Here is a 19,733-nt window from a genome sequence, read left to right on the forward strand (position 1 = left end):
TAATCTTTGGTTGTCAGTTAGTTATAATAAAAATGAGCGGCAGTTTTGCTACAGTCTATTAAGTGTTAATGATCAGACTATAGGAATACTGTTTTTGATGTATGAGAAATGCCGGTAATGGTATGAGAAATGCATTGTTTTAAGCGTGTTTTCTTGATAAAACCATGAGAAATGCATGTAAACAATTTTATTCTCATTCCTTATACATTTAGTAATCAGGCAAATATGCGTTACTATGAGAATATGAGAAATGTTTTTGCTTTTTTTATTCTAGTGTAAAAGTCTTCCAAAGCCAGGGCCAAGCAGGGCAAACGTAAGGCATATTGCATACAGAAAAGCCCTTTATCTTGAAACAACAAGAGAGAAAAACTTTTGTGGAAGTTGCTACTATTTTATCCGTATTTTCTCTACAAGATCTGTTGTATCTATATTCAGTTCTTACGAAGAGAGGACTCGGCCTTATTTACGCTTGCATAGATAAGAAAAAACTTCTGCATCGAAAAATAAATTCTGATATAACAATGATTAGATAAGAGAGGGCATATCCTATAGGGGATATTTCCTCTTTTATCTATAATAATACGATAAAACAAAACTATTTTAGAGTAAATAAAGAAGAAATCTTTCTTTTTTCGTATTTTTGTCCCAATATGCACGTTTAATCCAAGTAGATAACGAACATTAGCAAAAAAAGAATGAAAGTAATTGATTTAATACATAGCAACAAGAAAACCGCTTTTTCTTTCGAGATACTTCCACCGCTGAAAGGAACGGGAATAGAAAAGTTATATCAGACAATCGATACGCTTCGGGAATTTGACCCGAAATATATCAATATCACTACCCACCGCAGCGAATACGTGTATAAAGACCTCGGTAACGGATTGTTTCAGAGAAACCGCTTGAGAAGGCGTCCGGGAACGGTTGCCGTGGCTGCCGCCATTCAGAATAAATACAATATTACAGTAGTTCCGCATATATTGTGCAGCGGATTCACACGTGAAGAAACCGAGTATGTGCTGCTCGACCTGCAATTCCTGAATATCACAGAATTGCTGGTATTGCGTGGTGACAAAGCGAAACATGAGTCGGCATTTACACCGGAAGGCGACGGTTATCATCATGCTATCGAGTTGCAGGAACAAATCAATAATTTCAATAAAGGCATTTTTGTGGATGGTTCGGAGATGAAAGTCAGCAATACGCCGTTTTCATACGGGGTGGCTTGTTATCCGGAGAAGCACGAAGAAGCACCTAATATCGAGACAGACCTTTACTGGCTGAAGAAAAAAGTGGAGAACGGAGCGGAATATGCCGTGACACAGTTGTTCTACGATAACAGGAAATATTTTGAGTTTGTGGAGCACGCCAAGGCGGCAGGTATCAATATACCTATCATTCCGGGAATCAAGCCGTTCAAGAAACTGTCTCAACTAAGCATGGTTCCAAAGACTTTCAAAGTGGATTTGCCGGAAGAGTTGGTGAAAGAAGCGTTGAAGTGCAAGAATGACGCGGAAGCCGAGCAGGTAGGCATCGAATGGTGTGTATCCCAGTGCAAGGAGTTGATGGCTCATGGAGTGCCGAGTATTCATTTCTACTCTATCGGAGCAGTAGACAGTATCAAAGAAGTAGCCAAAATCATTTATTGATATGTTTTTCAGAGACGTAATCGGACAAGAAGAAATCAAGCAACGGCTCATTCAGGAAGTGAATGAGGGGCGTATTCCACATGCCCAGCTGATTTGCGGACCGGAAGGGGTCGGGAAAATGCCGTTGGCTATTGCATACGCACGTTACATCAGTTGCACTAATCGGGGAAAGACTGATGCCTGCGGAACGTGTCCGTCCTGCGTGAAATTCAATAAATTGGTGCATCCCGACGTCCATTTCGTATTCCCTATCGTGAAAAGCACAAAAGGGAAAAAGGAAGTATGCGATGATTATATTGCCGACTGGCGGCCGTTTGTTATCAATCATCCTTACTTTAACCTCAATCACTGGTTGGGAGAGATGGATGCGGAAAACTCACAGGCATTGATTTACGCCAAAGAGAGTGACGAAATCCTAAAAAAACTTAGCCTGAAATCCAGTGAAGGGGGACATAAGATTACGATTGTATGGCTGCCGGAAAAGATGCATCCGGTATGCGCCAACAAACTGCTGAAGTTGCTTGAGGAACCGCCCGAGAAAACGGTTTTCTTATTAGTATCGGAAGCACCGGACATGATTCTGCCCACTATCCTAAGCCGTACCCAGCGCATGAATGTACGGAAGATTGATGAAGCCAGCATCGACCGGGTATTACAGACGAAATATAACATTTTGCCTGCCGACAGTATTTCCATTGCCCATCTGGCAAACGGGAATTTTATCAAGGCACTCGAAACGATTCATCTGAATGAAGAGAACCAATTGTTTTTTGACTTGTTTGTCAGCCTGATGCGATTGTCTTACCAACGGAAACTCAGGGAGATGAAAATGTGGAGCGAGCAAGTGGCGGGCATGGGACGTGAGCGTCAGAAGAACTTCCTGGAATATTGCCAACGCATGATCCGGGAGAATTTTATCTTCAACCTGCACCAACGCGACCTGACGTATATGACGATTAATGAACAGAATTTTGCAACCCGCTTTGCCCCCTTTGTCAACGAACGGAATGTGATAGGCATCATGGACGAATTAAGCGAAGCGCAACTACATATAGAACAGAATGTAAATGCCAAGATGGTATTCTTCGACTTCTCGCTGAAGATGATTGTACTGTTGAAGCAATAATAAATATATAAACTATGGAATATAAACTTCATAATGGGAGCGGCGGCCTTTGCTGCAAAGGGTGCTCCCGACAAGATAAGAAACTGAACACCTATGATTGGCTGGCGGACATTCCGGGCAATGCGGAAGAGAATGACATGGTGGAAGTACAATTTAAGAATACTCGAAAAGGGTATTACCGCAACAGCAACAAAATCAAACTGGAAAAGGGGGATATTGTTGCCGTTGAAGCGGCTCCCGGTCATGACATCGGAGTGGTTACATTGACCGGCCGGCTCGTTCCGCTGCAAATGAAGAAAGCAAACTTCAAGGCAGATACGGAAATCAAGCGTGTTTACCGGAAAGCCAAACCGGTGGATATGGAGAAATTCAACGAAGCCAAAGGTAAGGAGCATGCTACGATGATTCGTGCGCGTCAGATTGCTTTGAATCTGAGCCTGAACATGAAAATCGGAGATGTGGAGTATCAGGGAGACGGCAACAAGGCTATCTTCTATTATATTGCGGACGAGCGTGTAGATTTCCGCCAACTGATTAAGGTATTGGCAGAAGTGTTTCGTGTACGTATCGAAATGAAGCAGATTGGTGCGCGCCAGGAAGCGGGACGTATCGGAGGTATCGGTCCTTGCGGACGCGAGCTTTGCTGCGCTACGTGGATGACGAGTTTCGTATCGGTATCTACCAGTGCAGCCCGTTATCAGGATATTTCATTGAATCCTCAGAAACTTGCCGGACAGTGTGCGAAATTGAAATGCTGTCTGAACTATGAGGTGGACTGCTATGTGGAAGCTCAGAAACGCCTGCCTTCCAAGGAAATTGAATTGGAAACGAAGGACGGCACCTTCTATTTCTTCAAAGCAGATATTCTGAGCAATCAGATTTCTTATTCTACAGATAAAAGTTTCCCGGCAAACCTGGTGACGATTAGCGGCAAACGTGCGTTCGAGATTATCTCAATGAATAGAAAAGGGGTGAAACCGGACAGCCTGGTCGAAGAAGAAAGAAAGCCGGAACCGAAGAAACCGGTGGATTTGCTTGAACAGGAAAGTGTCACCCGTTTTGACCGTAGCCGGAATAATAAGGACAGCGGCAACAACGGAAACCGGAATAACAAAAAGAAGAAAAAAGGAAATAACAACAATAATAACCGCTCGCAACAACAAGCAGGAGGGGAGAATCGTCCGCAACAACCTCAACGAGAAAACGATAACCGCTCGCAGCCATCAGAAAACGGTAACAGAGGGGAAAGAGAAAACCGGCCGAGAAACAACAATAACAATAATCGGAACAGGGGACAGAATCAAGGACGGAATAACGAAAACAGACGCCCGGAACGTCCGCAAGGCCAAGAGCGTCCGCAGAATCAAGAACGTTCTCAAAATCAGGAAAGACCCAGAAACCAGGATAGACAGCAGAATCTGGATAGACAGCAGAACCAGGACCAGGATAGACCCGAGCGTCCACAAGGGCAGGAACGTCGTCCCAGACCGGAGAGAGGAGAAAGACCAGAAAGAAATCCGAATCAGGAGAAACCGCAGAATAATAATGAAAAGCCTTCTCAGAAATAGTTTATTTTGTCTGTTCGCTGCTTGTTTAGCAGCCTGTAACAACGAGAATACAGTGTATCACTCTTACCAATCCCTTCCCAATGAAGGATGGGGAAAGAGTGATACACTCTCTTTTCTTATTCCTGTCACTGATAGTCTTCCTACCGTTTTCCGGTTATTCGCAGAAGTCCGCAACAGGACAGATTATCCTTATCATGACTTGCACTTATTCATTTCTCAGAATATGTTGGATTCTACGGTGTGGCATACCGATACTATCGCCATCAGCCTTGCCGATTCCACTGGCAGATGGATAGGGAAAGGATGGGGAAGCGTTTATCAGACAGAAACATTTGTCAAATCCGTCCGTCCTTTGCATCCGGGCAATTATACCATTAAGGTAACGAGCGGAATGAAAGACGAGAAATTGCAAGGAATGAATGACATAGGCATACGGATTGAGAAACAACACATAGAGAATTAAAAGTTCTCCTAAAGCCTTCTTCCCCGCCCTGCATCCAAACGCAGGAAAATAAACAGCAATATCGTAAAGCCCCACAAAGAAGATCCACCGTAACTGAAGAACGGCAACGGGATACCGATAACCGGGGTCAATCCCAGCACCATACCGACATTAATAAATAGGTGAAAGAGAAAAATGCTGACGACGGAGTAACCATAGACTCGCCCGAAAGTAGAGGGTTGTCGTTCGGACAGGAATATCAACCGCAAAATCAGAATAAGAAAAGCTATCAGGACGGCAGCCGAACCGACAAAGCCTTGCTCCTCTCCTACCGTACAGAAGATAAAGTCAGTGTCTTGTTCGGGCACATACTTCAATTTGGTTTGCGTGCCATTCAGGAAACCTTTTCCAGTCAGCCCGCCGGAGCCGATGGCAATCTTGGATTGGTTCACATTATATCCCGCACCTATCAAATCTTCTTCCAAGCCCAACACTACCTTGATACGGATTTGCTGATGAGGTTCCAATACATTGTCAAAGACATAGTTACTGGAATACAGAAATCCGATGGAGCCGATGGTGAACAAGGCTATCAAAAAATAGGTGCGTTGCCGTTCACTTAACGCCAGATAAATCAAGTAACCTATCGCCGCCGCACAAAGCCCCCATTGCACCCAAACCAAGCTGAAATGTACCCAGTATTCGGATATCAGATAGGCGATTAATAATCCCCCCAGGCTTCCGCCAATGATGTTGCGGGTAGGCACGGCTTTCTTACGATATATCCATACCATGCCTCCGGCAAACAATAAGACTAGGAGCAATACGACGAACTCTCCCAATGGCGTGGGAGTATCAGCTATAAACACTTCGTCAAAACGGATGCCGACCACAAAATAAATCACCGCGCATACTCCGGCAAAGAGTACCACACCCGGCATTCCTTCCCGGTAGAGAACCAGGAAAAAGGCAAGATATACCAACGCGGAACCGGTTTCCCGCTGACCGATAATCAGCATCATCGGAAGAAGAATAATCAGTCCAAGAATCAAAGCACACTTTTCCTTCTTGATGCTGAATGAGTAGGCGTTCATGTATTTTGCCAACGCCAAGGCAGTGGCGAATTTGGCAAACTCGGCGGGTTGAAGACTGACAGGCCCCATGACGAGCCAGGAACGCGAACCTTTTGTGTCCGGCGCAATAAAGATAGTGACGATAAGCAAGAGAATCATCCCTATATATATAATGTACGCGAACATATCATACATCCGGTCTTCCAACATCAGCAGTACAAAGCCTAACCCGAACGAACAGATAATCCATACGAACTGTTTTCCGGCACGGGTAGAAAAGTCGAGGAAGTCGCGTTCGCCATAGTCATAGCTCGCTCCGCAGACGCTAAACCATCCGCCGACAATCAGGAGCAGATAAATGCAAATCGTTACCCAGTCCAGCGTTTTCCACAAACTATCGTTCCTCGTTACCATATAATATCACTCTGTTACTAAATTCTTCCGCCCTCAATTCGTTCTCCGGCGAGAGCTTGCCTTTCAAATACTGCTCCATCATCAGTGCCCCGAAAGGAACTCCGTATGTAGCGCCCCATCCGCCGTTCTCTACATAGACGGCAATAGCAATCTTCGGTTTGTTCATCGGCGCAAAGCCCATAAATACCGAGTGGTCGTGTCCGCGGTTCTGCGCAGTACCCGTTTTTCCACAGGCTTCCAAATCCGGCACCATCATGGAAAGCATCCGGCAAGTACCGCCCGTAGCGGCGGCACGCATACCTTCCACCACCGATTCGTAATGTCTCTTCTCAATAGTGGTATAGCGTGGGGTACGATAGAGGCTGTCTATCTGGTTATCCTGGATTTCCTTCACGATATGCGGTGTGACGAAATATCCCCTGTTGGCAATCGTCGCCCCCAGGTTGGCTATCTGAAGAGGAGTAGACAAGATTTCTCCCTGTCCGATAGAGATACTGATTACTGTCAGTCCGTTCCAATGTCCGCGGTAGGCTTTATCATAAAATTGGGCATTTGGGATTAATCCACGTTTCTCCCCCGGCAAGTCAACTCCCAGCTTGTAACCGAATCCTTGCGAAACCATGTGGTCTTTCCAAACGGTAATAGCATTTTGCGGTGAGCCGTATTTACGATCGCCGAACATACGGAACAGCCCCCAACAGAAGTAGGAGTTGCACGATGTAGCGATAGCCGGTATCAACGGAATCGGTGCTCCGTGAGCATGGCAACCTACTGTCAGCCTGCCATAATGGAAACCACGCGAACAGGGGAAAGTCGGACTTTGCTCGGTGATAATGCCTTCTTGCAGAAAGGTCAAGCCTTGTGCAGTCTTAAAGGTAGACCCCGGCGGGTAAACTCCCATCAAAGCACGGTTCAGCAGAGGCTTCATCTTGTCGCGCTGCAACATCAGATGGTTTTTACCGCGCTGACGGCCAATCATCAGATGCGGGTCGTAGTTCGGAGAAGATACCAGACAGAGGATTTCACCGGTTTCCGGTTCGATGGCAACGATACTTCCAATTTTATTCTTCAATAAACGTTCGCCCAAAATCTGCAAATCAATATCCAGGCTTAATGTCAGATTCTTACCGGGGACGGAAGGACGGTCGTATTCGCCATCCATATAATGTCCTTGGATACGGCCGTGCGCATCACGCAGCAAGATTTCAATTCCTTTCTCTCCACGCAGATACTTTTCATATGATTTCTCCACCCCCAACTTGCCGACATAATCGCCACGAGTGTAGTATCCATCCTCATCCGCTTCCATTTCTTTGGCAGAAACCTCTCCGATATCTCCCAAAGCGTGTGCGGCGGCATTGTAGGAATATTGACGAATTGTACGCCGCTGGACATAAAAGCCACGGAATTTAAACAGCTTTTCCTGAAAGACACCACATTCTTCTGCCGAAAGCTGCGACATGAATAACTGGTTGGTATAGCGGGAATACCCCGGATTGCGGCGACGGTCTTTCATATCGCTCATAATCTTCAGGAATTGGGCACGGGTGATATTCAGTGACTGGCACAGGTCAAGCGTATCCAAATTCTCGACTTCCTTCGGGACAATCGAAATATCATAGGCAGGCTGGTTGAATACCAGCAGTTTACCTGAACGGTCGTAGATAGCTCCGCGCGAGGGATACTGTATCTTATTAAAAAAAGCATTACTGTCGGCATTCTTCTTATAGTCATCCGTTGTAATCTGCAATACGAAAAGCCGTACCAGATAAATCAGGACAATGGACAGAGCAATGCCGCCGATAACAAATTTGCGTTTCTCTAATCTATAATCTTTTGCCATCTTTACTTCCTTATACCTTCAACAGCCACAATACAAGTTACAGTCAGAATGGTGCAGATCAGCACCCGCAACAGCAACAGCCAAATGCTGGAAAACGAGAAAAACTCAATAAAGAGTAGTGCCAAGCTATGCACAAAAACACTTGCAGTAGTATATTTCAGGAAAGGAGTGATTCCTATTGTCTTGAAAGAAGGGATGAAGCTGTCCAGGTTGTCACGGGGAGTAAACAGACGCAGCAACGAAGGGCGCAGAAAAGCAAACAACACCGTGGCAGCCGCATTCATTCCCGGAGTATCGGCAAATACGTCGACGGTAAGTCCGAAAAAGAAAGCCCACAGCATCAGTTCATTCCGTGAAGTGCCGGAGCTGAACTTCAGTATAAAGTAAATATAGAGAAAGGGGGTAGCGTATCCCGCTATATGCACGTTATTCAGGATAAGCACCTGAAGAAGTACCAAGCCGATAAACCATCCGATTCTATGTATATAGGTGATAATCATTGTTTCGTTGCCTTGTTTTCAAGTTTCATCTGTTCCTCCTGGCCGTTGCGGGCTACTACACGCACATCGCTGAGTTTTCCGAAATCGGTAGCCAGCTTGATTTTCAACAGATAGGATAGTCCGTCGTTGGAGTCGGCCATGTCATCTACCGTACCTACCATGATACCCTCCGGGAATACGGTTGAGAAACCACTGGTCACTACTGTATCTCCCAAATTGAATTCCGCATGGCGGGGCAGGTCTTTCAGATAGGCGTAGCGCGAATCCCCGTGCTCCCACTTCAGATAACCGAAGTAATCACTGCCTATTATCTTACAACTTATATTGGACTTGCTGTTCAACACAGAAATCACGACCGAATAGGACGGAGATGTCTCATACACAATACCTACAATACCATTGCCGTCTACCACTCCCATCTCGGGACGGATGCCGGAAGAAGAACCCTTATCAAGGGTAATGTAGTTATCAGGCTGTGTCAGACTGTTCTTTATCACATGCGCCTTAAACAGTTGGTAATCATTCTGCGGCATTTGGCGGATACTGCTGACTGTCACCGAATCGACCTGACGTTCTTTCAACGCTTTCTCCAGGTTTGTGATTTGCTGTTCAAGCAGCATGTTGCGGTCCAGCAAGTCTTCATTGACCGATTTCAGATGAAAATAAGAGGAAATACCTCCCGAGACTTCATAAACCGCCCCCACAACCGTATTGGCAGAAGTAAAATAGCTACTCTGCTGATAGCGGTTGAACCGAAATAACAAAACAAAACTGGCTACCTCTAATATGATAAAGAGAAACCAGTAATTGTATTTCAGAAGGAAGTTTATTAAATTCCTCATCCCTGACTTATCTCATTAAGAAGGAGAAACGGTCTACATTCTTTAACGCAACTCCTGTACCTTTGGCAACAGCGTGCAAAGGGTCTTCCGCAATGTGGAAAGGAATATTGATCTTATCAGTCAACCGCTTGTCCAATCCACGAAGCAATGCACCGCCACCGGAAAGATAAATACCATTGTGCACAATATCCGCATAGAGTTCGGGCGGAGTGCTCTCCAATGCGCTCAGAATAGCTGTTTCAATCTTCGAAATTGATTTCTCCAGACAGTGAGCCACTTCCTGATAGCATACGGGTACTTCCATCGGAAGAGCCGTGATACGGTTCGGACCGCGAACGATATAATCTTCGGGAGCACCTTCGCCCAATTCGGTCAAGGCTGCCCCTACGTTTATCTTGATACGTTCCGCCATACGCTCGCCGACTTTCACATTGTGCTGACGGCTCATGTATTCGCGAATATCTGCGGTCAGGTCATCACCGGCAACACGGATGGAGTTGTTGGATACGATACCGCCTAAAGAAATTACAGCAATTTCCGTTGAACCGCCACCTATATCAACGATCATGTTCCCTTCCGGCGCTTCCACATCGATACCGATACCGATTGCCGCAGCCATCGGTTCGAAAATCAGATAAACGTCACGTCCGCCGGCATGTTCGGCAGAGTCACGGACAGCACGGAGTTCGACTTCCGTACTTCCCGAAGGAACACCAATCACCATACGGAGAGAGGGTGAAAACAAGTGGTTGCGGGTATTCACCCGCTTAATCAGACCACGCATCATCTGCTCGCAAGCATAGAAGTCGGCAATTACACCGTCCCTCAACGGACGGATGGTACGTATGTTTTCGTGGGTCTTTTCATGCATCAACTTCGCCTTTTCCCCAACGGCAATCATCTTATCAGTACGGCGGTCCAAAGCTACAACCGAAGGCTCATCCACCACGATCTTTCCATTCGTGATGATGATGGTATTGGCTGTACCCAAGTCCATCGCAATTTCTTGTGTAAAAGAAAACAATCCCATTCTTAATTCTTATTTTTTAGTGTTTAAAATGACGGATACCAGTAGTCACCATCGCCATACCGTGCTCATTGCAATAAGCAAATGACAGGTCGTCTTTTACCGAACCTCCCGGTTGGATAACAGCCGTAACACCTTCCTTATCCGCAATTTCCACACAGTCGGGGAAGGGGAAGAAGGCATCCGAAGCCATCACTGCACCATTCAGGTCGAAACCAAATGATTTAGCTTTTTCAATTGCTTGTTTCAATGCGTCTACACGTGAAGTCTGTCCTACACCGCTTGCAAGAAGCTGTTTGCCTTTTGCCAATACAATGGCGTTGGACTTGCTGTTCTTCACAATTTTGTTGGCAAACAACATATCTTCCACTTCTTCCGGAGTAGGAGCTTTGTCTGTCACGGTTTTCAGGTCGGCTACCGTTTCAATATTAGTATCTTTATCCTGCACCAACACGCCGTTCAACAAGGCACGGAATTGCTTCTTCGGCAATTTGGCTTCCTTGCGGACGAGGATGATGCGGTTCTTTTTCTGTCCCAGGATTTCGAGTGCATCCACATCATAATCCGGTGCTATAATCACTTCGAAGAAAATCTTGTTGATTTCTTCGGCTGCTTCCTGGTCGATAACACCGTTGGTAATCAGCACGCCGCCGAAAGCAGAAACCGGGTCACCTGCCAATGCGTCTTTCCATGCTTCCAATACGGTAGGGCGTGAAGCCAGACCACAAGCATTGTTATGTTTCAGAATAGCGAAAGTAAGGTCATCGAATTCGTCAATCAAGTCAACGGCCGCGTTGATGTCGAGAAGATTATTATAAGAGATTTCTTTTCCGTGAATCTGGTCGAACATTGCTTCCAGATTTCCGTAGAAATAACCTTTCTGATGCGGGTTTTCACCGTAACGGAGTTGCTTTTGATTGTTCACTGAACAACGGAAAGCAGAGCCTTCGCCGGCATCGAAATAATTGAAGATAGCCGAGTCGTAGTGGGAAGAAACGGCAAACGCTTCTTTGGCCATCCAGCGGCGTTCTTCAAGTGAAGAAGTGGCACCGTGCTCCATCAACATATCCAACAATGGTTTGTATTGAGCTTGAGAAGCTACGATGATTACATCATTATAGTTCTTGGCTGCGGCACGAATCAGAGAGATTCCGCCTATATCGATTTTTTCAATAATGTCTGCTTCAGATGCACCGGAAGCTACGGTAGCTTCGAACGGATACAAGTCAACAATTACCAAATCTATCTCGGGAATTTCATATTTCTCAATCTGTTGCATATCCTGTTCCAGTCCGCGACGGCAAAGGATACCTCCGAAGATTTTCGGATGTAATGTCTTTACCCGACCACCGAGGATAGAAGGGTAAGTAGTCAAATCTTCCACCGCCTTACAGGGATATCCCAATGATTCAATAAACTGGCGAGTCCCGCCTGTTGACAGAAACTCTACTCCCTCTTCATGAAGTTTGGTAATAATTTCGTCCAAACCTTCTTTGTGGTATACAGATACCAATGCTGTTTTTATTCTTTTAGACTCTGACATTGAATTGCTTATTAAGTATTTGATGTGCAAAGTTACGAAATATTGTTTATCGTACGTAATAAATAAGGTGTGAATTAATAAAAAAAAGCGTTGACTCTTCTATATGAAAAATCAACGCTTCTTCGCAAAGCTGGTTTCTATTCAAAAACTATTACCAGATAGACACACGTTTGTCTTTAGGAACGAACATCGGGTCTTGCTCGGTAATATGAAATGCTTCATACCATGTTCCGATTTGAGGAAGTGCACCGTCTACACGCCATTTGCCTAACGAGTGAGGGTCGAGTTTGGTTAATCGGAGAATTTCTTCCGGACGGATATTTCCTGCCCACACATTAGCGTAAGCCAGGAAGAAACGTTGTTCCGGAGTAAATCCGTCAACGATTTCCAGCGGTGCGGCAGCTGTCGCGTTCTTGAATGCCTGGTAGGAAACTTGCAGACCGCCGTGGTCGGCAATGTTTTCTCCCAAGGTCAATTGACCGTTAGCCTGTACGCCCGGAGCCACTTCGATACTGTCAAAGAAGTTAACCATCACCTGTGCCCGTTCTTCAAACTTCTTAGCGTCTTCTTCCGTCCACCAGTCTTTCAAGTTTCCGTCTTTGTCATATTGACGTCCCTGGTCGTCGAATCCGTGCGTCATTTCATGTCCGATAACGACTCCGATAGCACCGTAGTTCATCGCGTCATCTGCATTCATGTCAAAGAATGGCGGTTGCAGGATGGCTGCGGGGAAGCAGATTTCGTTGGTAGTCGGGTTATAGTATGCGTTGACAGTTTGCGGTGTCATCAGCCATTCTTCCTTGTCGACCGGCTTGCCGGCTTTGGCAATCATTTCATTGTAATCCCATTGGCTGGCACGTTCGATGTTTGCCCAGTAAGAATCGTTTTTAATCTCCAGTGCGGAGTAATCTTTCCATTTATCCGGGTAACCTATCTTTACATGGAAGGTAGCCAGTTTTTCCAAAGCTTTCTCCTTGGTCGGCTCACTCATCCATTCCAGACCTTTGATACGTTCTCCTAAAGAAGTTTGCAGGTTCTTCACCAATGTAACCATACGTTCTTTGGCGGCAGCCGGGAAGTACTTCTCTACATACATCTGTCCTACCACTTCGCCAAGTACACCATCTACAGTGCTCACGGAACGTTTCCAGCGAGGTTGCATTTCTTTCTTGCCAGACATTGTCCGGCTGTAGAAGTCGAAGTTTTGTGCTTCAAAATCGTCGCTCAGGTAAGAAGCGGCGGCATCTATCAATCCCCATTGGAGGTACAGTTTCTGATCGTCCAGTGATACGGTATTAATCACATCGGCTACTTCCTTCATGGCAGCAGGCTGACCAATGTTTACTTCTTCCAAATCTTTCAAACCGGAAACGGTGAAATAAGTATCCCAGTCAAAAGTAGGAAAGTTCTTTTTCAACGTCGCCCTATCCATCTTGTTATAGTTGGCATGAGGGTCACGCAATTCCACTTGTGAACGAGCGGCTTTCGCCAGGCGGGTTTCGATATTCATCACCGCTTTCACAGCTTTCTGTGCAGTAGCCTCATCATAACCTGCCAGCTGGAACATTTTGGCGATATGTTCCTGATATTTATTACGGATATTTTTAGTCTGCTCGTCATCCTCCAGATAATAGTCACGCTGTCCCATTCCGATACCGCCCTGATAGGTCTGCACCATATTCATGGAACTGTTCATATCATCCGCACTTACAAACATGGTGAAGTAAGGACGGATGCCTTTCTTCTGGCTCTCAGCAATATATGCATAGATTTCGTTCTTATCCTTGAGTGCGTCGATAGCTTCCAGTTCAGCCTTAATCGGAGCTACACCTTCCTGGTTCAGCTTCACGCTATCCATTGCGATGTTGTAAAGGTCGCCCACTTTTTGAGCGGCACTGCCCGGAGCGTTATCTGTCTTCGCAGCCAGTTCGGCAATCAGTGCTTTCAATTGCTCGCGGCTGTTTTCGCGCAACATGTCGAATGTTCCGAAACGTGAATATTCGTCTGTCAGCGGATGGTCTTTTATCCAACCTCCACAGGCATATTGATAAAAACTTGTACCCGGCATAGCCGTGGTATCCAGATTAGCAAGGTCGATACCGGACGTCAGCACGGCCTCTTTCTTACTGTTACATCCTGTTGTCATAAGGCATACGGCAAGAATTGGTAAATACTTGGTTACTTTCATATTCAATATAATAATTATAGAATTATCATGCTATCTAAAAGGAAGTTCTAGCCTTTCACTTCTTCCAGTTCCATCGAAACCCGCTCCCACTCTTCAACAATGACATCCAACTGCTGCTTCAGTTTCTGATGTTGTTCATACAGTTTCATGTCCGAAGCTCCTTCGGGGGTTGCCATCTTCGCTTCTACGATAGCAATCGCGGATTCGGTTTCCTCTATCGAGGCTTCGCAATCCGCCACTTGGCGTTCGAGTTTCTTGATCTTCTTATTTAGTTCTTTCTGGGCTTCGTAAGAAAGCTTATTCTCCGAAGGCTGAACGGTTTCGGGTTGATTACCTTTAGCTGAAGCCGTAGGAGAAGCCGACAGTCCCGCTCCTTTCTGAAGCTCGTTCAAGCTATCTATCTTTTTCTTTTGCAAGAATTCATAGATGCCTCCAAGGTGTTCTTTTACAAGTCCACCACCAAACTCATATACTTTAGTCGCAAGCCCATCCAAAAAATCACGGTCGTGGCTGACAAGAATCACAGTTCCGTCAAATTCGCGGATAGCTTCCTTCAAAACATCTTTCGAACGCATATCCAGATGATTGGTCGGTTCGTCCAGAATCAGTAGGTTTACGGGTTCCAGCAGAAGTTTAATCATTGCCAATCGCGTACGTTCTCCTCCGGAAAGGACTTTCACCTTTTTATCCGAAGCCTCGCCTCCAAACATGAAAGCTCCCAGTATATCACGTATCTTCAGACGGATATCTCCTGTGGCTACACGGTCGATGGTATCAAATACAGTCAGGTTCTCATCCAACATTTGTGCCTGGTTCTGCGCAAAATAACCGATTTGCACATTATGTCCGATCGTTAATTTACCTTCGAAATCTATTTCATCCATGATACATTTCACCAAGGTAGACTTACCTTCTCCATTCTTCCCGACGAAAGCAACTTTCTCTCCCCTGTTGATAGTCAGGTTGACATCATGGAAAACGACATGGCTGCCATACGCTTTGCGCACATCTTCGCAAATCACGGGATAGTTTCCGCTACGGCTGGCTGGAGGGAATTTTAAACGCAAGGCGGAATTATCTTCTTCGTCCACTTCGATGCGGTCTATCTTTTCCAGTTGCTTGATACGGCTTTGTACTTGTACGGCTTTCGTCGCCTTATAGCGGAAGCGTTCGATAAAGTCTTCCGTATCCTGTATTTGTTTCTGCTGATTTTCGTAAGCACGGAGTTGCTGTTCACGGCGTTCTTTACGCAGGACTACAAACTCATCGTACTTCACTTTGTAGTCGTAAATCTGACCGCAGGTGATTTCGATGGTACGGGTAGTTACGTTATTCAGGAACGCACGATCGTGGCTGACTAATACGACAGCATTGGCACGTGTAGACAAAAAGTTTTCCAGCCATTGGATACTTTCTATATCGAGGTGATTGGTCGGCTCATCGAGCAGAAGCACGTCCGGGCGTCGTAAAAGCAATTTTGCCAATTCGATACGCATACGCCATCCACCGGAGAATTCCGAAGTAGGGCGTTCCAAATCTTCCCGGCTGAATCCCAATCCGAGAAGTGTCCGTTCGATTTCCGCCTGAAAGTTCGTACCGCCCATCATCAGGAAGCGGTCGTTTTCATGCGTGAAACGGTCTATCAACTGGTGATATTCTTCCGAATCATAGTCTGTCCGTTCCGCCAATTCCTGATTCATCCGTTCCAGTTTTGCCTGAAGTTCAAATATATGTTCGAACGCCAGTTCCGCCTCTCCCATCACTGTCCGGCTGTCGGAAAGAATCATGACCTGCGGCAAATATCCGATGGTTACATCTTTCGGAGTAGCTACCGCTCCGTGTGTCGGCGACTGCAAACCGGCCAATATCTTCAGCATGGTTGATTTGCCGGCGCCATTCTTGCCGACCAACGCAATGCGGTCTTTCTTATTAATTACATAGCTGACGTCCTCAAAAAGCGGCGTCGCATTAAATTCTACTGATAATCCTTCTACTGAAATCACTTCTGCTTCTGATTTATAACATTTTGGACCGCAAAGATACTGAATATTTATTAGATACTACTTAGTATGATACGTTATGAAAAACAAAAAAGCAGTCATTCTTATAAATGACTGCTCTCTATCTTAATCAATGGCTCTTCTTTAGAACAACTTAGCAGGATATTCACCGGCATCAACCAATGCCTGAATCTTGTCTACTACGCTCTGACGGTCTTCCGGATAAGTCACACCGAACCACTTGCTGGTAGTATCCAGCACCTCAACCGTTGCAGTTCCGTCATTAATCAATTTATCTACCATCAATGGGATAAAGAACTCGCTCTTCAGATTTTCCATATTCTTCGGATCGCTAAGGAAAGCCTTAAAGAATTCCTGGCTGTAAGCGAAGTAATCAGGAGTGAATCCCCAGAAATTCATACTAACCGGAGTAGTGTCAGGAGTAGCTGTCCATTCGCCATTGTCATCAATGTACTTCACTTCACCGTCCATACGTTGGATTTTTGTACGTTCTACTACAGATGTCAACAATCCTTTAGTGTCTGTACTACAGATACCGCGAGATACCGTACCGCTTTCACTCAATGTATTTCCTACACGGAAACCTACCATCGAATAAACGTTCTTTGAATTTTCAGGAAGAGCAGAAAGGAATTTACCCATTACCTGGAAAGAATCGCGACCATAAAAGTCATCGCAGTTGATCACTGCAAACGGTTCCTTAATCACATCAGCGCCCATCATCACTGCATGGTTAGTACCCCAAGGTTTGGTACGGTCTGCCGGGCAAGTAAAGCCTTCTGGAAGATCGTCGATTGATTGAAATACCAGTTCGCAAGGAATGTGACCTTCGTATTTGGAAATAATTTTATCACGGAAATCTTGCTCAAAATCTTTGCGGATTACAAATACAAGTTTGCCAAATCCGGCATTGATGGCATCATAGATAGAATAATCCATAATAGTTTCGCCATTAGGACCCAGACCGTCCAATTGTTTCAAGCCTCCATAACGGCTGCCCATACCGGCTGCCAATAAGAATAAAGTTGGTTTCATAAATTGTGTAATATTAAAAGGTTAGTGATGTCAACGGCATCAGATTTCGTTTGCAAATGTACAAAAACTTTCTTTGTTTCAAGACAAAGAAAGAACATTAAAACGGATACCCGATAGCAAAATGTATTCCCAAATTCTTTAAGAAGGCTCCGGTAACATTGTAATAGCCACTTCGTTCCGTATCATACGGCAGATGCAAAGGAATACCGAGGTCGAGACGGAAGACGAGGATATCCATATCGTAGCGGAAGCCGACACCTGTTCCTAAAGCAATCTGTTTCGGGAAAGTTTTCAGACGGAACTGCGAGTCGGGACGAGCCTCGTCCTTGCGCATCAGCCAGACGTTGCCGGCATCGAGAAAGGTAGCTCCCCAGATACTCTTGAAGATACGGAAACGATACTCGACGTTTGCCTCGAAGCGGAATGTACCTGTCTGGTCAAGATAAGAATATTTGCTGTCTTTCGGGTGATAGCCACCAGGACCGATACTACGCACTGTAAAAGCACGGATACTGTTGGCACCACCGACATAGAATTGTTCGCTGTATGGGGCAATCGTAGCGTTGCCGTATGCGAAAAGAGCACCCAAGGCTACACGAGAGGCAAGCTTATTATTCTTGTCTATATTCCACAGATGGCGAAATTCCGTATTGAATTTCATAAACTGGGAGAAGGGGGCACCCAGAAGTTTCTTTCCTTCCTCGTTGTACGGCCGGCCGCAAGCCCGGTAGATGGTAGCGGTCACGTTTCCGGCAGAAGTTATGGTGGATTGCCACCAGATAGGATTCTTCACTCTACGCACAGACGCGTTATCATACGTATAGGTGTACTCCATGGCCGGAATGAACTGATTGTCAAGACTGACATATAACGCAGGATTGTCAGCGGCAATCTTTTTAAACTCTTCCGACTGGTGCTGGAGTACGTTGAATGTCAGTTTGAAAGGCGTGATACTGTGACGGCTGGTACGTGTCGGTTGGAAATCGTAGGTCGCGTTTCCGCCGAAGGATAACAGTTTGTAGTATCTGGCCCGGTTCAGTTGGTCGATATACAGACGGAAAGTAGTCGTGGCGGGAAAGTCAAATTCCCTTTTACCGAAACGCGGGAAAACGACTCTCGGAAAAGTCAAAGAAGTGGATATACCCATTTCCCAACTGTTCATCAACGAACTTTTCTCTCCACCGCCGGTCTGCCATTCGTAAGAACCTTTCAGTTTTACATTCCAGCTTTCACCGCCACCGAACACATTATTCCGGGTGACACCGAATGAGGCGCCGGGACCGGTTTGGTCATTACTTTTAGTTACTACGTTCAGTTCCAGTTCCGCATCCAAAGGTTTGGCGAAAGTCGCCTGCATTGTAATGTCCAACGTATCACAGACAGCTGTCGTATCTTTGGGGGCGTATTGTATATCCATATAGCTGAATATCCCTAACTGACTGAGTTTTTCCTGTACCTGTTCCTGGCGATACTGGCTGTAAAGCCGGGTACGGTTGGAAGCACGCATTTGCGCGTTGCGTACAAACTGCTGATAATTGAGCCAACGATAAAGCATATTAGGGCGAACCTGCAATTTCTTGTAATAGTGAATATTCAGGTTCTTGTACATCATGCTGTCATCCGGGGCTTCTCCGTTCTTTCCAAACAAATAGACAGAGGCATCGCCTAAGTAATAAGGACGTTGTGCCGCGGCAGGCAATCCTGGAACGGGAATCAGGCGAAGGCTGATATGCCCGCCGGGTATCAAAGTAGTATCCGCCTGATAAGTCATATAGTCAGGACGGAAATAAAAATATCCACGATTACGTAATAAAGTGCTGATGCGGGTACATTCTTCGTCCAAGTCTACTACGTTGAACTGTTCGCCCGGACTGATATAAGACATCCGACGTCCTCGCTCCATAATCCGCAGAGTCTGGGGAGTGAAACGCTGATAATACACCGTATCAATAAAATAAGGATTTTTCATATCCACCGTATAGACAAGACTTGCTTTCAGACTGTCTTGCTTGTCAACAATCGTTTCATAAGCTACCTTGCCATTGAAATAGCCATAATCACGCAGTAAGTTGGTAGCGACCTTCACACGCACCTCCGGATTGACCGTAGAAATAAACACGGGCGGGTTTGCGGCAAAACGATTGAACATCCATTTGCCGAATCCCTTCTTGTATTTCACGAAGTTATTGTACATCCACATTTTAAAGGGAATAGGCAACATACCGCCAAGCATCTTCGTACTGGGTGTTTTATCAAGGGCTGCATCTATTTCCGTCAGAGCCGTTACTCCTACGGGCGTTGTCGATTTATTCAATATGACAGTCTTGCTTCCGGTATAAAGCACTTCCCCTTCGGGGAGATGTTTCGTCACCGAACATGCCGATACTACTACACTTATCAGGCAAACAGCCAATATTTTTATATGTATAGCTTTCATCCTTGCTTCTTATTTCTTTATTCTT

General features: G+C 45.6%; 14 protein-coding genes. 4 read left to right on the forward strand and 10 right to left on the reverse strand.

The features are described from left to right. Window positions 1-695: 695 nt before the first annotated feature. From metF to gldH, 4 genes are read left to right on the forward strand one after another with little or no spacing between them, the layout of a single operon-like run. Entirely contained in the window at window positions 696-1,649 is a 954-nt protein-coding gene (metF, locus tag NSB03_RS09685; protein ID WP_257466356.1) for a methylenetetrahydrofolate reductase [NAD(P)H], read from the forward strand. A gap of 1 nt (window position 1,650) precedes the next feature. After that, a complete protein-coding gene (locus NSB03_RS09690; RefSeq protein WP_024986967.1) occupies window positions 1,651-2,775 on the forward strand; it encodes a DNA polymerase III subunit in 1,125 nt (374 codons plus the stop codon). Window positions 2,776-2,789: 14 nt separating this feature from the next. Further along, window positions 2,790-4,343, forward strand: a complete 1,554-nt coding sequence (locus NSB03_RS09695; RefSeq protein WP_257466357.1) for a PSP1 domain-containing protein — start codon at window positions 2,790-2,792, stop codon at window positions 4,341-4,343. Further along, window positions 4,321-4,806 carry a gliding motility lipoprotein GldH gene (gene gldH, locus NSB03_RS09700; protein ID WP_024986966.1) on the forward strand — a complete coding sequence of 162 codons (486 nt, stop codon included), beginning with the start codon at window positions 4,321-4,323 and terminating at the stop codon, window positions 4,804-4,806. Before NSB03_RS09695 ends, gldH begins: the two co-directional genes overlap by 23 nt. A gap of 8 nt (window positions 4,807-4,814) precedes the next feature. Here gldH and rodA read toward each other — a convergent pair whose 3' ends face one another. The 10 genes from rodA to tamL all read right to left on the reverse strand — a co-directional run bounded on the left by rodA (window position 4,815) and on the right by tamL (window position 19,708). Then, window positions 4,815-6,272 carry a rod shape-determining protein RodA gene (gene rodA / locus NSB03_RS09705; RefSeq protein WP_024986965.1) on the reverse strand — a complete coding sequence of 486 codons (1,458 nt, stop codon included), beginning with the start codon at window positions 6,270-6,272 and terminating at the stop codon, window positions 4,815-4,817. Next, window positions 6,253-8,115 carry a penicillin-binding protein 2 gene (gene mrdA / locus NSB03_RS09710; protein WP_135039098.1) on the reverse strand — a complete coding sequence of 621 codons (1,863 nt, stop codon included), beginning with the start codon at window positions 8,113-8,115 and terminating at the stop codon, window positions 6,253-6,255. Before mrdA ends, rodA begins: the two co-directional genes overlap by 20 nt. A 2-nt stretch (window positions 8,116-8,117) precedes the next feature. Further along, window positions 8,118-8,615: a rod shape-determining protein MreD gene (mreD, locus tag NSB03_RS09715; RefSeq protein WP_024986964.1), complete on the reverse strand. Its 498-nt coding sequence runs from the start codon at window positions 8,613-8,615 to the stop codon at window positions 8,118-8,120. After that, window positions 8,612-9,457: a rod shape-determining protein MreC gene (gene mreC, locus NSB03_RS09720; protein WP_024986963.1), complete on the reverse strand. Its 846-nt coding sequence runs from the start codon at window positions 9,455-9,457 to the stop codon at window positions 8,612-8,614. The genes mreD and mreC overlap by 4 nt, the downstream gene beginning before the upstream one ends. Before the next feature lie 7 nt (window positions 9,458-9,464). Next, window positions 9,465-10,487: a rod shape-determining protein gene (locus tag NSB03_RS09725; protein WP_121767219.1), complete on the reverse strand. Its 1,023-nt coding sequence runs from the start codon at window positions 10,485-10,487 to the stop codon at window positions 9,465-9,467. Window positions 10,488-10,503: 16 nt separating this feature from the next. After that, entirely contained in the window at window positions 10,504-12,027 is a 1,524-nt protein-coding gene (gene purH, locus NSB03_RS09730; RefSeq protein ID WP_024986962.1) for a bifunctional phosphoribosylaminoimidazolecarboxamide formyltransferase/IMP cyclohydrolase, read from the reverse strand. Between the two features lie 151 nt (window positions 12,028-12,178). Beyond that, a complete protein-coding gene (locus NSB03_RS09735; protein ID WP_257466358.1) occupies window positions 12,179-14,215 on the reverse strand; it encodes a M13 family metallopeptidase in 2,037 nt (678 codons plus the stop codon). A gap of 47 nt (window positions 14,216-14,262) precedes the next feature. Beyond that, window positions 14,263-16,218, reverse strand: a complete 1,956-nt coding sequence (locus NSB03_RS09740; protein WP_024986961.1) for an ABC-F family ATP-binding cassette domain-containing protein — start codon at window positions 16,216-16,218, stop codon at window positions 14,263-14,265. 141 nt (window positions 16,219-16,359) lie between these two features. Continuing rightward, window positions 16,360-17,271: a nucleotidyltransferase family protein gene (locus tag NSB03_RS09745; protein WP_024986960.1), complete on the reverse strand. Its 912-nt coding sequence runs from the start codon at window positions 17,269-17,271 to the stop codon at window positions 16,360-16,362. A gap of 97 nt (window positions 17,272-17,368) precedes the next feature. After that, window positions 17,369-19,708 carry a translocation and assembly module lipoprotein TamL gene (tamL, locus tag NSB03_RS09750; RefSeq protein WP_257466359.1) on the reverse strand — a complete coding sequence of 780 codons (2,340 nt, stop codon included), beginning with the start codon at window positions 19,706-19,708 and terminating at the stop codon, window positions 17,369-17,371. Between the last annotated feature and the right edge of the window lie 25 nt (window positions 19,709-19,733).

Origin of the sequence: Bacteroides acidifaciens (assembly GCF_024623065.1) — a bacterium.
Taxonomy (GTDB): domain Bacteria; phylum Bacteroidota; class Bacteroidia; order Bacteroidales; family Bacteroidaceae; genus Bacteroides; species Bacteroides acidifaciens.

What these genes read in the sequence shown, in the direction of transcription:
- metF (WP_257466356.1), top strand. Translation starts at nt 696, where the DNA reads ATGAAAGTAATTGATTTAATACATAGCAACAAGAAAACCGCTTTTTCT.
- NSB03_RS09690 (WP_024986967.1), top strand. Translation starts at nt 1,651, where the DNA reads ATGTTTTTCAGAGACGTAATCGGACAAGAAGAAATCAAGCAACGGCTC.
- NSB03_RS09695 (WP_257466357.1), top strand. Translation starts at nt 2,790, where the DNA reads ATGGAATATAAACTTCATAATGGGAGCGGCGGCCTTTGCTGCAAAGGG.
- gldH (WP_024986966.1), top strand. Translation starts at nt 4,321, where the DNA reads ATGAAAAGCCTTCTCAGAAATAGTTTATTTTGTCTGTTCGCTGCTTGT.
- rodA (WP_024986965.1), bottom strand. Translation starts at nt 6,272, where the DNA reads ATGGTAACGAGGAACGATAGTTTGTGGAAAACGCTGGACTGGGTAACG.
- mrdA (WP_135039098.1), bottom strand. Translation starts at nt 8,115, where the DNA reads ATGGCAAAAGATTATAGATTAGAGAAACGCAAATTTGTTATCGGCGGC.
- mreD (WP_024986964.1), bottom strand. Translation starts at nt 8,615, where the DNA reads ATGATTATCACCTATATACATAGAATCGGATGGTTTATCGGCTTGGTA.
- mreC (WP_024986963.1), bottom strand. Translation starts at nt 9,457, where the DNA reads ATGAGGAATTTAATAAACTTCCTTCTGAAATACAATTACTGGTTTCTC.
- NSB03_RS09725 (WP_121767219.1), bottom strand. Translation starts at nt 10,487, where the DNA reads ATGGGATTGTTTTCTTTTACACAAGAAATTGCGATGGACTTGGGTACA.
- purH (WP_024986962.1), bottom strand. Translation starts at nt 12,027, where the DNA reads ATGTCAGAGTCTAAAAGAATAAAAACAGCATTGGTATCTGTATACCAC.
- NSB03_RS09735 (WP_257466358.1), bottom strand. Translation starts at nt 14,215, where the DNA reads ATGAAAGTAACCAAGTATTTACCAATTCTTGCCGTATGCCTTATGACA.
- NSB03_RS09745 (WP_024986960.1), bottom strand. Translation starts at nt 17,271, where the DNA reads ATGAAACCAACTTTATTCTTATTGGCAGCCGGTATGGGCAGCCGTTAT.
- tamL (WP_257466359.1), bottom strand. Translation starts at nt 19,708, where the DNA reads ATGAAAGCTATACATATAAAAATATTGGCTGTTTGCCTGATAAGTGTA.